The sequence below is a fragment of the Serratia sp. BIGb0234 genome (assembly GCF_024809915.1).
Lineage (GTDB): Bacteria > Pseudomonadota > Gammaproteobacteria > Enterobacterales > Enterobacteriaceae > Serratia > Serratia liquefaciens.
This window is the reverse complement of record NZ_JANUEI010000002.1, coordinates 1,161,317-1,176,334: the sequence shown is the minus strand read 5'-3', so window position 1 is coordinate 1,176,334 and position 15,018 is coordinate 1,161,317. Positions and strand designations below refer to the sequence as shown.

The 15,018-nt window shown below is 57.2% G+C and carries 10 protein-coding genes; 6 read left to right on the top strand and 4 right to left on the bottom strand.

All coding sequences use genetic code 11. The annotated features are described in order from the left end of the window. Positions 1 to 37: 37 nt before the first annotated feature. Positions 38 to 886, bottom strand: a complete 849-nt coding sequence (locus tag M2407_RS12455; protein WP_041414843.1) for a MurR/RpiR family transcriptional regulator — start codon at positions 884 to 886, stop codon at positions 38 to 40. 168 nt (positions 887 to 1,054) lie between these two features. Here M2407_RS12455 and murQ point away from each other — a divergent pair, with 168 nt between their 5' ends. The 3 genes from murQ to yfhb are packed head-to-tail and all read left to right on the top strand — an operon-like array spanning position 1,055 to position 4,000. Further along, positions 1,055 to 1,948 (top strand): N-acetylmuramic acid 6-phosphate etherase, encoded by an 894-nt coding sequence (murQ, locus tag M2407_RS12450; RefSeq protein ID WP_122080034.1) that lies wholly within the window; start codon positions 1,055 to 1,057, stop codon positions 1,946 to 1,948. Positions 1,949 to 1,966: 18 nt separating this feature from the next. Then, complete coding sequence (locus M2407_RS12445; protein ID WP_259218307.1) at positions 1,967 to 3,340, top strand: PTS transporter subunit EIIC; 1,374 nt, start codon at positions 1,967 to 1,969, stop codon at positions 3,338 to 3,340. A 3-nt stretch (positions 3,341 to 3,343) separates the two neighbouring features. Then, a complete protein-coding gene (gene yfhb / locus M2407_RS12440; protein WP_020828194.1) occupies positions 3,344 to 4,000 on the top strand; it encodes a phosphatidylglycerophosphatase C in 657 nt (218 codons plus the stop codon). 40 nt (positions 4,001 to 4,040) lie between these two features. Here the strand turns inward: yfhb and yiaY are convergent, their stop codons facing one another. Together yiaY and M2407_RS12430 are read right to left on the bottom strand one after the other, a co-directional pair. Next, positions 4,041 to 5,192 (bottom strand): L-threonine dehydrogenase, encoded by a 1,152-nt coding sequence (gene yiaY, locus M2407_RS12435; RefSeq protein ID WP_130016685.1) that lies wholly within the window; start codon positions 5,190 to 5,192, stop codon positions 4,041 to 4,043. A gap of 199 nt (positions 5,193 to 5,391) precedes the next feature. Further along, entirely contained in the window at positions 5,392 to 6,444 is a 1,053-nt protein-coding gene (locus M2407_RS12430; RefSeq protein WP_128865098.1) for a DUF2157 domain-containing protein, read from the bottom strand. 183 nt (positions 6,445 to 6,627) lie between these two features. Here M2407_RS12430 and tadA point away from each other — a divergent pair, with 183 nt between their 5' ends. Continuing rightward, entirely contained in the window at positions 6,628 to 7,140 is a 513-nt protein-coding gene (tadA, locus tag M2407_RS12425; RefSeq protein ID WP_044554547.1) for a tRNA adenosine(34) deaminase TadA, read from the top strand. Here the strand turns inward: tadA and mltF are convergent, their stop codons facing one another. Continuing rightward, complete coding sequence (gene mltF, locus M2407_RS12420; protein WP_128865118.1) at positions 7,141 to 8,601, bottom strand: membrane-bound lytic murein transglycosylase MltF; 1,461 nt, start codon at positions 8,599 to 8,601, stop codon at positions 7,141 to 7,143. Between the two features lie 276 nt (positions 8,602 to 8,877). On the opposite strand from mltF, the gene purL reads away from it, so the two are divergent. After that, positions 8,878 to 12,771 (top strand): phosphoribosylformylglycinamidine synthase, encoded by a 3,894-nt coding sequence (purL, locus tag M2407_RS12415; RefSeq protein WP_217331814.1) that lies wholly within the window; start codon positions 8,878 to 8,880, stop codon positions 12,769 to 12,771. A gap of 810 nt (positions 12,772 to 13,581) precedes the next feature. Then, complete coding sequence (locus M2407_RS12410; protein WP_046372891.1) at positions 13,582 to 15,018, top strand: HAMP domain-containing sensor histidine kinase; 1,437 nt, start codon at positions 13,582 to 13,584, stop codon at positions 15,016 to 15,018.

Below are 15,018 nucleotides of genomic sequence, written 5' to 3'. Positions count from 1 at the left end.
TTATACCTGGATATTTGTGGCCCGGACATTATACGACTCAGACGAGTTTTTTCATTAATTGTTCGCTGTGTTTGATGCGTTCGGGGGCGCGATCGAGATCGTGCTGAATTAAGGCCATAAACAGCAGGTCGGTGAGGGCATATTGAGCGGTACTGGAAGAAATGGCAGCGCTGCGGGTATTGGGCTCTTCGGCAATGGTATACAAACAGTGATCGGCACGTTGCTGCAGGCCGTTGGGTGAAAAACTGGTGAGCGCCAGCACTTTTGCGCCGGCAATGCGGGCTTCTTCCGCCGCCAGATTGATTTCCCGCCGTTCACCGCTGAACGAAATTGCCAGCAATAAATCCCGCTTATCCAGCGCCTGAACCGCCGCCAGCTGAACGTGCATATCCTGCTCGGCTACGGCAATAACGCCGATTTTCAACAGCTTGTATGAGAAGTCCTTGGCGACCAATCCGGAAGCGCCGATCCCCAATAAAATGACCCTCCGCGCCTGACGCAGCATTTCCAACGCTTGATGCAGACGCTCTTCACTGTTGATATCCAGCGTGGCGCGCAGTGCAGCCTGCTTTTCCACCAACAGTTTTTCGCCGACGGCTTTCAACGAGTCGCTGCTGAGGATCTGGTTATGCACCGTGACCACAGGTTCCTTTTGCGGCTGGGCTAGCGTTTCACTCAGTGCCAACTTTAGCGCCGGGAAGCCTTTGTAGCCCATCTTCTGAGCAAACTTCACCACGCTCGACTGGCTGATGCCGGCCAGTTGAGCCAGCTTCTGCGAACTGAGATGGCGTGCCTGCTCCGCGTTATGCAGCAGAAAGTCCGCCAGCTTGCGGTCATTTTGAGCCAGCGTTGGATACATCTGGCGAATACGAAGAAGGGTACTCATTCATTTTTCCCTTGAGGCCAGCGGCCATTCTGCCACGTGGGAGGCGAAAACGCGCGGTGAAAATTTTTTGTGAGCGAGACTTTAAAATAGCAAAAAGCGCTCGCTTTGTTGAATAAAATATTCAAATAATGATTTCAGTTTGTGAATTAAAAATTCAAAGGTGAAGAGATGAATTTAGGCGCATTAGTATCCGAAAGCCGCAACCCGGCCACGCTTCGACTCGACGAGATGACAACGTTGGAAATGGTGAGTTGCTTCAATCAGGAAGACCGCAAGGTGCCGGAGGCGATAGAAAAGGTGTTGCCGGCTATCGCACAGGCAGTGGACCTGGCGGCGGCGGCATTGAAGGCCGGCGGTCGGCTGATTTATCTCGGTGCCGGGACCAGCGGCCGCCTTGGCGTGTTGGATGCCTCTGAATGCCCACCAACCTTCGGCGTGCCGCACGGCATGGTCATCGGGTTGATTGCCGGCGGTCCAGGTGCGTTGCTCAAAGCGGTAGAAGGCGCGGAGGATGATGCGGCGTTGGGTGAAGCCGATCTTATCGCACTGGATTTGACCGCGACCGACATGGTGGTGGGGCTGGCGGCATCCGGGCGCACGCCTTATGTGATTGGTGCGCTGCGCTATGCGCGACAACTGGGCTGCCCGACGGCGGCAATCTCCTGCAATCCGGACTCACCGATCGCCCATGAAGCGCAGGTGGCGATTTCGCCGGTAGTGGGGCCAGAGGCCCTGACGGGGTCCACTCGGCTGAAGTCGGGCACCGCACAGAAGCTGGTGCTGAACATGTTGTCGACCGGGGCGATGGTCAAACTGGGGAAGGTCTACCAAAACCTGATGGTGGATGTAAAAGCCACCAACGTCAAACTGGTGGATCGTGCCTGCCGCATCGTGGTGGAGGCCACCGGTGCTGAACGCAGTCAGGCCGAAGCGGCGCTGACACAGACCGGTTTTGAGGTTAAACCGGCAATCCTGATGATTCTGGCCGGCGTCGACGCTGAAGAGGCGCAGTTGCGCTTAAAGCAGCACGACGGCTATTTACGCGCGGCGTTGACGCGCTAACGACACCTGGGGCGGGCGATGGACAAAACAACGGCACTGGCAACACAGATTCTGGCAGGCATGGGTGGGGAAGGGAATATCCTGCGGCTGGAGAACTGCATGACACGGGTACGCGTCGAGGTTAGCGACGAGCAACGCCTTGATCTGGCGGCGCTCAAGCAGTTGCCAGGCGTCAAGGGCTACATCAAACAGGGCGAACAGCATCAGTTCATTGTCGGGCCCGGCGCCGCCGCCAAAGTGGTGGACGCGATGCGCTCATTGCTTACGGGGGCCCCTGCGGTTGCAGTTGCGGCTGCCGGGGACAACATCGCCCGCAACAAGGCGCAGGCCAAGCAGAAATATGCCGCGCCGATGAGCGGCGCGCTGAAAAAGCTGGCCGATGTCTTTATCCCTTTGATCCCGGCTTTCATCGCCTCAGGCCTGATTACCGGCATCATCAACCTCTTGAAGCGGCCGGACATTGCCGGCGAACTGGCGGTGAATTACCCCAACGTGCTCGGGCTGCTGGCCATTTTCGGCAGCGCGGTGTTTGCCATCATGAATATTTTGGTGGGGGTTAACGCCGCACGGGTGTTTGGCGGTTCGCAGGCGATGGGCGGTGTGATGGCCGGGATTCTCTCAAGCCCGGCATTGGCGCAGATTACTTTATTCGGCGAAGCGCTGCAGCCGGGGCGCGGTGGGGTGATTGCCGTGCTGTTGGTGGTGGCGTTGATGTGTTGGGTAGAAAAACGCCTGCGCAACTGGCTGCCGGAGTCGATAGAGCTGATCCTCAACCCGCTGATCACCACCTTGGTGACCGCATCCCTGGCTATTGTGATCCTGCAGCCGTTGGGCGGTTATATTTCAGACGTGATTGCCCACGGCGCCAATCTGGCGATCGATAAAGGTGGCTTACTGGTGGGCGCGGTGCTGTCCGGGCTGTTTCTGCCGCTGGTGCTGTCCGGTTTGCATCAGGGCCTGGTGCCGATCCACGTCGAACTGGTTCAGGCGCATGGTTCCAACCCGCTATTGCCTATTTTGGCGATGGCCGGGGTTGGGCAGGTCGGGGCCGCGTTGGCGGTATTGATGAAAACCCGCAATGCGCGCCTCAAAAAGGTCATCAAAGGGGCGTTGCCGGTCGGCATTCTCGGTATTGGCGAACCCTTGATTTTTGGTGTCACTCTGCCGCTGGGCAAACCTTTTATTGCCGCCTGTCTCGGCGGTGCGGTGGGCGGGGCGCTGATCAGCTATTGGAAAGTGGCAACGGTGATCACCTTTGGCATCTCGGGTTTACCTTTGGCGTTAACCATCGTCTCGGGTAAGGTGATGTTGTATCTGACCGGCCTGGTGATTACCATTGCCGCTGGATTTATTTTCACCTGGATAATGGGATTCAACGATCCTGAGGAGTAGCCCTTGAGCGAGAAACAGAGCCAGCAGGCCGGGGAAGGCCGCCGCGTGGTGTTCTTTGATCTGGACGGCACGCTGCATCAGGAAGACATGTTTGGCAGTTTCTTGCGTTTTTTGCTGCGCCATCTGCCGTTGAATCTGCTGCTGGTGGTGCCGCTGCTGCCGGTTGTCGGGTTGGCGCTGCTGGTGATGGGCCGTGCAGCCCGTTGGCCAATGAGCGTACTGCTGTGGTCGATCACCTTTGGGCGTTCGGAGGCCAGGTTAAAGGCGCTGGAGCAGCGTTTTGTGACTTATTTCCGCAATAAGGTGACCGCTTTCCCGGTGGTGCAAATGCGTTTGCGGCAGTACCTCGAGGCGCATGATGCGCAGGTATGGTTGATTACCGGTTCACCGGAACGGCTGGTGGAGCAGGTGTATCAGGATTCGGCCTTTCTGCCGCAGATTCACTTGGTGGGCAGCCGCATCCTGCGGCGTTACGGTGGTTGGGTGCTGGCTTTACGTTGCCTGGGTGTCCAGAAGGTGACGCAGTTGGAACAACGTCTAGGCACGCCGCTTAAGCTGTATAGCGGCTATAGCGACAGCAAGCAGGATAACCCGCTGTTGTATTTCTGCGAGCACCGCTGGCGAGTCAGTAAACTGGGTGAGCTGCAGCAGTTGGAATAACCAAAGGGCGGATTTTCCGCCCTTTGCCGTTTTTGATGACTTACATTGCCGCGCGGAAAATGGCGACAATCTGCGCGTGAGTGGCCTGTATTGGGTTAGTGAAGCCGCAAGCGTCTTTCAGCGCGTTGGTGGCCAACGTATCCAGATCCTGTTCTTTCACCTGCAAATCACGCAGCCCGGCCGGGATGCCAACGTCTTGTGCCAGTAATCGAATGGCGGCAATACAGGCCGCGGCACCCTGCTGATCGTTAAGGTAGCTCACATCCAACCCCATGGCGGCGGCGATATCCTTCAGGCGAGACGCACAAACGCTGGCGTTAAATTCCTGCACGTGTGGCAGCAACACCGCATTACACACCCCATGCGGCAGGTCGTAGAAACCGCCGAGCTGGTGCGCCATCGCATGCACATAACCGAGAGAAGCGTTGTTGAAGGCCATCCCAGCCAGGAATTGGGCATAGGCCATATTTTCGCGCGCTTGCATATTGCTGCCGTCGGCAACGGCGTCGCGCAGCGATTCGGCGATCATGGTGACGGCCTTCAACGCACAGGCGTCGGTAATCGGGTTGGCGGCGCTGGAAACGTAGGCCTCAATCGCGTGGGTTAAGGCATCCATGCCGGTAGCGGCGGTCAGGCCTTTCGGCATCCCGGCCATCAGATGCGGATCGTTTACCGACAGGAGCGGCGTAACGTGTTTGTCGACAATCGCCATTTTTATGTGGCGTGCTTCATCGGTGATGATGCAAAAACGGGTCATTTCAGAGGCGGTGCCGGCGGTAGTATTAATGGCGATCATCGGTAACTGCGGTTTTGCAGAGCGGTCTACGCCTTCATAGTCCTTGATGTCGCCGCCGTTGGTGGCCAGCAACGCGATGCCTTTGGCACAATCGTGCGGTGAGCCGCCCCCCAGGGAGATCACGCAGTCGCATTGATGCTCTTGCAGCAGGGCCAGGCCCTGTTTCACGTTCAGCGTGGTGGGGTTAGGGTGAGTGCCGTCATAAACGCAGCTTTCGATTTGCTGCGCGGCGAGCAACTGTTGAACCTGGGCGACTACGCCAATGTTATTCAACACTTTGTCGGTCACGATCAACGCCTGACGCAATCCCTGCTGTTTCAGGGTTTTTGCCGCTTGGTCCAAACAGCCGGAGCCAATCATGTTGACGGAAGGGATAAAGAAAGTTGAGGCAGCCATAAGTCACTCCTGGATAAAAGCTTTATTGCTTGCCCCAAACACTACTCCGCTAATTATTAAGTCATCATGATCTATCGCAACATCACAGAGATTAGGTCAGGTGATTGATTTAGTTTTAGTTTAACCATTTACACTTTGTGGGTTTGGCCCGGTCAGAGTCAAACCCAGCAGTAACTCTTACCGTTAAAACCGGCGAGCCTTAATCATCGGTTTGGTCATGCGGTTTACGGCCCCATTGCCAGACTTTTTCCGCGTAATGTCCCAGCGCCCACAGGCTCAGGCCGAGCACCACAAAGAAAATCGCCTTGGGCATGGCGTCCCAGAAAAATTCGAAGAAGCGGGTATAGAGGTTAATACCGAGGAAGGTCAACCCAAACCCACGTAGCATGGCGTCGTCGCGTTTCAGCCCCAGCCAGATGCACCCGACGGCGGCGAGGCCGAACAACAGACTCCAGTGGAGCAGTTCAATCTGACGTGCGTTATACCAGCTGTCGAGATCGCCATAATTCCCGAAAATCGACAGCAACCATAGGGCGATGAACAGATACAGCAAGCCCATCGCCAGCGAAACTCGCTCCAGTCCACGGCGAGCGAGCAGTGGTTGCAACAGCAATGCTGCGGCGATCAGCACCACGCCAAAGGCGATAAAGCGAATCGGGAAGCTCATGCCCAGCCAATAAGCCCCCCAGCCGGACAGATAGCCGGTCTCGGCACCAAAAGCATTGCCGAGCGACAGCAGGGCAAACCACCACACCAGCCCGGAACGGCTGCACCAGCCAATCACGCCATACAGCAGCGCGGCGAACGTCAACAGCAACGAGACCCGGCCACTGCCGTTATCCAGCCAGACGCCCATTTGCCACAGGGCGCAGGCGGTGAACAGCACGGCAACGAACAAGGCGGCTTCATTACCGTAGCGTTTCTCCGGATGCCGACGGCGGCGTCTCAGCGCCCAGACATAGCAAAGCGCGGCCACTACGGCGGCGATCGCCATACGTACTGGCGCATCAAAGCGGAATAATTCCCCCAGGCGATAAAGCAATTTGCTGTCAGCGAACAGGCTGCTGATGGCAATCACCAGCGAAGCCAGCGCGGCGAGAAACGCATAACGTGCCAGCCGTCGCCAATCGAAGGGTTGTACCTCAACGTGTTGCAGCAGCTGTTGCTGCTGTTGCGCCGTCAGCGCACCTTCATCTACCCAGCCGTCCAGCGCTTTGCGCACGACGGTGGCGTTTTTCTTGCTGAGTTTCATGTTTCCTGTCCCTGAAAAACACCGTGATTCAATCAGTATATACCCGTTGTATTTCAAGCCGCAGTGAGTCATTTCTCCGCCGCTGAGAAGGGACGGCTATATTTTCCCCGGTTAACACGGGCGCAGCATGCAGCGCCGCTACTGTGTATAATGCCCGCCGCAAAGTGCACGAGGAATAATGCAATGACTGAATATAACGATGAATACTGGATGCGTCAGGCATTGCGGCTGGCCCTGCGTGCGCAGGAAGAGGGAGAGGTGCCGGTCGGGGCGCTGTTGGTACTGGACAATCAGGTGATTGGCGAAGGCTGGAACCGGCCGATTGGCCGCCACGATCCGACCGCGCATGCAGAAATCATGGCGCTGCGGCAGGGCGGGGCCGTGTTGCAGAATTACCGCCTGTTGAATGCGACCTTGTACGTGACCCTGGAGCCGTGCGTGATGTGTGCGGGGGCGATGGTGCATAGCCGCATTCGTCGATTGGTTTACGGTGCTGCCGATGTGAAAACCGGGGCAGCGGGATCGCTGGTGGATATTTTACGCCATCCCGGAATGAATCATCAGGTGGAGATCCTCTCCGGCGTGCTGGCCGAGGAATGCGCGGCTACCTTGAGCAACTTTTTCCGCATGCGTCGTGAACAGCAAAAGGCGTTGAAGCAAGCGCAACGCGCGCAGGCAGATAAGGATCCCGAATAATCAGAAGTTAAGTGCCAACTCCGGCGCCACTGCCGGATAGCCTTTCCCCAGCTCCGCCTGTTCGGCCGCTTCCTGCGCCGCCTTTCTTTCCCTTTCTTGCAGATACCCCACCAGGCTGACCTGATAGCGGCGGATGTTTTCCACGTAGTTATAGGCTTCGCGTCCGCGCGCATAGCCGTAGGTCAACTGCGGGTAGTAGCGCTTCTGGCTGAGCATCGGCAGGCGCTGTTTGACGTCGACCCAACTGTCCGGGTTGCCTTTTTGCATTTTGGTCAGCTTGCGGGCGTCGAGCATATGGCCCCAGCCCATGTTGTAGGCCGCCAGCGCAAACCAGATACGCTCATCTTCCGGCACGGTGTCGGGCACCTTGGCCATCAGCCGCTGTAAATAGAGTGCGCCGCCCTGAATGCTCTCCTCGGGATCGAGGCGATCGTTAACCCCCAGACCGTCGGCGGTGGCCCGCGTCAGCATCATCAGACCACGAACGCCGGTGGGTGAAGTGGCCTGCGGGTTCCAATGCGATTCCTGATAGGCAATGGCGGCCAGCAGCTTCCAGTCGATCTCGCTGGCGTATTTTTCAAACAGCGAACGGAAGGTGGGCAGTACCGAATCTATCGCCGACAGGAAGGTTTTGGTATCAACGTAATCGAAACTGCCCACGTGGCCGAGGTATTTCTCTTCCAGCCGCGCCAGCGTGCCGTCATCCACCATCTGGCTGTAAAAATCCAGCATGGCCGCGTACAGGCTGTCGTCGGTGCCGCGCTTCAGGTACCAGGTGACAGGTTCTTCATCGGTGACGTCGAAAGCCACCGCCAGCTGCGGATGGATGCGCTGCAGCAGGGCGATGGTCACGGAGTCGCCGAGGGTGTAATCCAGTTTGCCGTCGGCGACCTGCTCGAGCAGCTCTTTGGAGGTGAGATCGCTGGAAGCTTCCCAACTGAGGTCTGGGAACTTACTTTGTTTGAGCTGTTTCAGCGTACTGACGTGGGCCGAGCCGGAGGCGACCGCCAGCTTGCCTTTAATATCGGCAAAGCTTTTGGGGCGTGCGGTGCCCAGGCGATAAACCAACTGCTGGGAAACGGAATAGTAAGCCGGGCCGGTTCGGGCGCGACTGAGACGATCCTGATTGTAGATCAGGCCGGCGGCCAGCAGGTCGGCATCGTCATCGTCCAGATCGTCGAACAGGTCGTTGATGTTCTTATGCGGGATCACCACCAACTTCACCCCCAGATAGTTGGCGAAACGTTTCGCCAACTCGTAGTCGAGACCACTTGGCCCCTGCTTGGTGGTGAAATAGGTTAACGGCGAGTTTAGCGTACTGATACGCAACTCTCCGCGGGATTTGATCTCTTCGAGTTGCCCGCCCTGGCCGCCGCGCCAGGTAATATTGGGCCACAGGGCGAGCGCCAGAAGCAGGGTGACAACACCGATTAGAATGTAGTTTATTTTAAGGCGTTTCAAATAGTTATCCAGTGGTGGCACAGGTGCACTGCCGATTGTCATCCCGCTTTTTCTTATGGTTAAATCACCAGTGCCGGGGCATTTTGCGCAACAAAACGCCAGCGTGCAACTTTATTGATACGTTATGACAATTCGATGGCGCGAACAGCTTTTATCAATAATAGCTACGCAAACGGTTTCGTCTGTCGCGCAGATTCTCTATAATGGCGCGCGTTTTCCCCCTGTTGCGCCCAATGAAGTGCTGAAGTCAGTTGCTTCGAAGACGAGAGAACTTTGATTATGGAAATACTGCGTGGTTCGCCCGCTTTGTCGGCTTTTCGTGTTACCAAACTGTTGTCCCGCTGTCAGGACGCCCAACTTCCGGTCAGTGATATCTACGCCGAGTACGTCCACTTTGCCGATGTCAGCGCACCGCTCAATGCCGAAGAACACGGCAAGCTCACGCGCCTGCTCAAGTACGGTCCCTCTCTCGCCGAACATGCCCCTGAAGGTCGCCTGCTGTTGGTGACACCGCGTCCGGGCACCATTTCTCCCTGGTCTTCCAAAGCCACCGATATCGCCCATAACTGCGGTTTGAAGCAGGTGGTGCGGTTGGAGCGCGGTCTGGCGTTTTACGTCAAGGCACCGACGCTGACTGAAGCGCAGTGGCAACAGCTTGCCGCATTGCTGCACGACCGGATGATGGAAACCGTCTTCAGCAGCTTGCAACAGGCAGAACAGCTGTTTGCTCAGCATCAGCCGACGCCTTATCAGGCGATCGATATGCTGGGGGAAGGGCGCAGCGCGCTGGAACAGGCCAACCTCAAGCTGGGTCTGGCGCTGGCCGAAGATGAAATCGACTATCTGCTGAATGCCTTTACCGGGCTGGGGCGCAACCCGACGGATATCGAACTCTATATGTTCGCGCAGGCCAACTCGGAGCACTGCCGTCATAAAATTTTCAACGCCGATTGGATCATCGACGGCGAACAGCAGCCGAAGTCGCTGTTCAAAATGATCAAAAACACCTTCGAGCAGACGCCGGATTATGTGCTGTCGGCTTATAAAGACAACGCCGCCGTGATGGAAGGTTCGCAGGTTGGCCGTTTCTTCGCTGCGCCGCAAAGCGGTCAGTATGACTATCATCAGGAAGAGGCCCATATCCTGATGAAGGTGGAAACTCATAACCACCCGACGGCGATCTCCCCGTGGCCGGGTGCCGCTACCGGTTCCGGTGGCGAGATCCGCGACGAAGGCGCTACAGGTCGCGGTGCCAAACCCAAAGCCGGTCTGGTGGGCTTCTCTGTTTCCAACCTGCGCATTCCCGGCTTCGAGCAGCCCTGGGAGCAGGATTTTGGCAAGCCGGATCGCATCGTAACCGCACTGGATATCATGACCGACGGCCCACTGGGCGGCGCGGCGTTCAATAATGAATTTGGCCGTCCGGCGCTGGTGGGATACTTCCGTACCTACGAAGAACAGGTTAACAGCCATAACGGCGTCGAACTGCGCGGTTATCACAAACCGATCATGCTGGCGGGCGGTATCGGCAACATCCGCGCCGATCACGTGCAAAAAGGTGAAATCACCGTCGGCGCCAAACTGGTGGTGCTGGGTGGCCCGGCGATGAACATCGGTCTGGGCGGCGGCGCAGCCTCTTCTATGGCCTCCGGCCAGTCCGACGCCGATCTGGATTTTGCCTCGGTACAGCGCGACAACCCGGAAATGGAACGCCGCTGCCAGGAAGTGATAGACCGCTGCTGGCAGTTGGGCGAACAGAACCCGATTCTGTTTATCCACGATGTGGGGGCGGGCGGTTTGTCTAACGCCATGCCGGAGCTGGTCAGCGACGGTGGCCGCGGCGGCCGTTTCGAACTGCGCGATATTCTTAACGACGAACCGGGCATGAGCCCGCTGGAAGTCTGGTGCAATGAATCGCAGGAACGCTATGTGATGGCGATTGCCCCGGCGCAGATGGCGCAGTTCGACGAAATTTGCCGCCGTGAGCGTGCCCCTTATGCGGTGATCGGTGAAGCCACCGAAGAACAGCATTTGACGCTGAACGACAGCCATTTCGACAACCAGCCGATCGACATGCCGTTGGACGTGCTGCTGGGCAAAACGCCGAAGATGACGCGCGATGTGACTCGTTTGCAGGCTAAAGGCCAGCCGGTACAGCGCGACAACATTACTCTGGCCGATGCGGTAAAACGCGTTCTGCACCTGCCGGCAGTTGCCGAGAAAACTTTCCTGATCACCATCGGCGACCGTACCGTGACCGGCATGGTGGCACGCGATCAGATGGTCGGGCCATGGCAGATCCCGGTAGCCGACTGCGCGGTTACCACCGCCAGCCTGGACAGTTACTACGGTGAAGCGATGTCGATCGGCGAACGTGCGCCGGTTGCCCTGCTGGACTTTGCCGCTTCCGGCCGCCTGGCGGTGGGGGAAGCGCTGACCAACCTGGCGGCGACCGAGATCGGTTCGCTCAAGCGCGTCAAACTTTCCGCTAACTGGATGGCGGCAGCCGGTCACCCGGGTGAAGATGCCGGCCTGTATGAAGCGGTAAAAGCGGTGGGCGAAGAGCTTTGCCCGGCGCTGGGCATCACCATTCCGGTGGGCAAAGACTCAATGTCGATGAAAACCCGCTGGCAGGAAGGCAACGAGCAGCGCGAAATGACGTCGCCGTTGTCTCTGGTGATCACTGGTTTTGCCCGCGTGGAAGATGTTCGCCACACCGTGACGCCACAACTGCGTACCGACAAGGGCGACACGGCATTGCTGCTGGTTGACCTGGGTAACGGCCATAACGCGCTGGGTGCCACTGCGCTGGCGCAGGTTTACCGTCAACTGGGCGACAAACCGGCCGATGTGCGTAACGTCGAGCAACTGGCAGGCTTCTTCAACGCGATGCAACAATTGGTCGCCGACCGCGCACTGCTGGCCTACCACGACCGCTCCGATGGCGGCCTGTTGGTGACGCTGGCGGAAATGGCGTTTGCCGGCCACTGCGGTGTACAGGTAGATATTCAAGGGTTGGGCGACGACGCGCTGGCAGCGCTGTTCAACGAAGAGTTGGGCGCGGTGATTCAGGTGACGGCCGATCGGCTTGAAGCGGTCCAACAGGCGTTTGCTCAGCATGGCCTGACGGACAATGTGCACCACATCGGCAGCGTACAGGCCGGCGATCGCTTTGTGATTACCCAGGGCGACAAACCGGTGTACAGCGAAAGTCGTGCCACGTTACGCACCTGGTGGGCGGAAACGACCTGGCAGATGCAGCGCCTGCGCGATAACCCTGAATGTGCCGATCAGGAGCATCAGGCCAAGCAGAATGAACGCGATCCTGGCCTGAACGTCAAACTGAGCTTCGCACCTGAAGAAGATATTGCAGCACCTTATATCGCCAAGGGGGCTCGCCCTAAAGTGGCGGTACTGCGCGAGCAGGGCGTTAACTCCCACGTTGAGATGGCGGCGGCATTCCATCGCGCCGGTTTTGATGCGGTGGACGTACACATGAGCGATCTGCTGGAAGGGCGCCGTGACCTGCAGGACTTCCATACCCTGGTGGCCTGCGGCGGTTTCTCTTACGGTGACGTGTTGGGCGCAGGCGAAGGTTGGGCGAAGTCGATTCTGTTCAACGAGCGCGTGCGCGACGAGTTCGAATCTTTCTTCCACCGTCCGCAGACCCTGGCACTGGGCGTGTGCAACGGCTGTCAGATGATGTCGAACCTGCGCGATCTGATCCCCGGAGCCGAACATTGGCCGCGTTTCGTACGTAACCTGTCAGACCGTTTCGAGGCTCGTTTCAGCCTGGTGGAAGTGGCGGCCAGCCCGTCGCTGTTCATGCAGGGGATGGCGGGTTCGCGTATGCCGATTGCGGTATCGCATGGTGAAGGTCACGTCGAAGTGCGCGATACGGCACATCTGGCGGCGTTGGAGCATCATGGTCTGGTGGCGTTGCGCTTTGTCGATAATGCCGGTCAGGTAACGGAAAGCTACCCGGCCAACCCGAACGGTTCGCCGAACGGTATCACCGCCGTCACCAGCGCCAATGGGCGTGCGACGGTAATGATGCCGCATCCGGAGCGTGTGTTCCGCACCGTCAGCAACTCATGGCATCCGGAAGAATGGGGTGAAGACAGCCCGTGGATGCGCATGTTCCGCAACGCCCGTAAGCAGCTGGGCTAAGCGATAACGCTGTGCTAGCCGAAAGGGACGCAAGAGATTGCGTCCCTTTTCTATTTATTTATGGCCATGGTTAAGACGATGGCGATTGTCTGCATTTTGCGACAGAGGGTATTTTCATTGTCTCTAAAAAGAGACACGTAACTTATTGATTTTTAATGACCAGAAATTAATTGGCTTAAGTTGTCGGTTTTTGGCGACAGGACGGTGTTTTTTTCTTCGCCAGCACATCTGAAAATGAGAGTGCTTTGGCATGGGTTTTTGTTTTTTTTATTTTAAATTCAGTTGGTTAATAAATTTATTGAAAAGTTGGCACGTTAAGTGCATTATTCTGCTCAGTTGCTCATTCAACTTTTTATGACGGCCCCGTAAATAGACGGAACAGTTACCTCATAAGCCCCCCGAATGATGCCAAAGAAATGGTGCCTATCGTCCAACTAAACCGATAATAGCCGCGTAAGCGCTTTATCAAGCATCGGGCGACACGTGGAGTGAGGCACCGCCTGTATCCAACTGTGATGAGTGTTCATCAATTCCGGATACTTACGGATGCTATTCGTCCTGTTCGATGCCAGCCCTTGGGCTACATCACCCTGGGGACGAGAAATTAAGGGCATCCACACTTTCTTGCGATGGGGCAGTCTTGCCCCAACGTCAAATACCAAAGCATGCTCACCACTCTTTACCGATAAGTTCTGACCCGTACTCCCTACCTATGGCCTGATTCTCCTTATTTCCTGACGCTCCGCTGAACGCCGGGCTTTCCTCTCATCGGCGACTCGGTTAGCATCGAAGCAGACTAGAGACAATGAGATGATTTCGTTGAAAAGATGGCGTTTATTTCCCCGTTCGCTACGTCAACTGGTGTTGATGGCGTTCTTGCTGGTGCTGTTGCCGCTGCTGGTGTTGGCCTATCAGGCTTACCAGAGCCTGGATCACCTCAGCGCCCAGGCGGCGGACATCAACCGCACTACGTTGGTGGATGCACGACGCAGCGAGGCGATGACCAGCGTGGCGTTGGAAATGGAGCGTAGCTATCGCCAATATTGCGTGCTGGTGGATCCCACACTGGCGCGCCTCTATCAGAATCAGCGCAAACAGTATTCGCAAATGCTGGATGCCCATGCCCCAATCCTGCCGGATGAACGCTACTATCAAACCTTGCGCGATCTGTTGACTCAACTGGCAGCGATTAAATGCCAAAGCAGCGGTCCGGATCCGCAGGCTTCCACGCTGTTAGAATCGTTTTCACGCTCCAATGCCGAGATGGTACAGGCGACGCGTGCCGTGGTGTTTTCACGTGGCCAGCAGCTACAGCAGGCGATTGCCGAGCGCGGCCAGTTCTTCGGCTGGCAGGCGCTGATGCTGTTTTTAGTCAGCGTGATGCTGGTGGTATTGTTCACCCGCATGATTATCGGCCCGGTCAAGGCGGTAGAGCGAATGATCAACCGTTTGGGGGAAGGGCGAGCCTTGGGCAGTACGGCTTCCTTTAAGGGGCCGCGTGAATTACGTTCGCTGGCGCAGCGCATTATTTGGTTGAGCGAGCGCCTGGCCTGGCTGGAGTCGCAGCGCCATGAGTTCTTGCGCCATATCTCGCATGAACTGAAAACGCCGCTGGCCAGCATGCGTGAAGGCACCGAACTGCTGGCAGATGAAGTGGCAGGGCCGCTGACCTCCGATCAAAAAGAGGTGGTGACCATCCTCGATCAAAGCAGCCGACACCTGCAGCAACTGATTGAACAACTGCTGGATTACAACCGCAAACTGGCCGATGGCCCGGCAGAACATGAAAATGTCGAGTTGACCGAAATGGTCGAGATGGTCGTGGCTGCGCACAGTTTGCCGGCCCGGGCAAAAATGATCCGCACCGAGATCCAACTGGATGCGGAAATATGCTGGGCAGAGCCTACTCTATTAATGCGCGTGCTGGATAATCTCTACTCCAATGCGGTGCACTACGGCAAGGAATCCGGTAACATTTGGATCCGCAGCCGTCAGGTTGGACAACGGGTGCAGATTGATGTCGCCAACAGCGGCACGCCAATCCCCGAGGCCGAGCAAACCATGATTTTCGAGCCTTTTTTCCAGGGTAGCCACCAGCGAAAAGGGGCGGTAAAAGGAAGCGGTCTGGGGCTGAGCATCGCGCAGGATTGTATCCGCCGGATGCGCGGTGAACTGCAGCTGGTTGAAGTCGCCGGCGCAGACGTCTGTTTCCGTATTGAATTGCCATTAACCGCCGAGAATGAATAA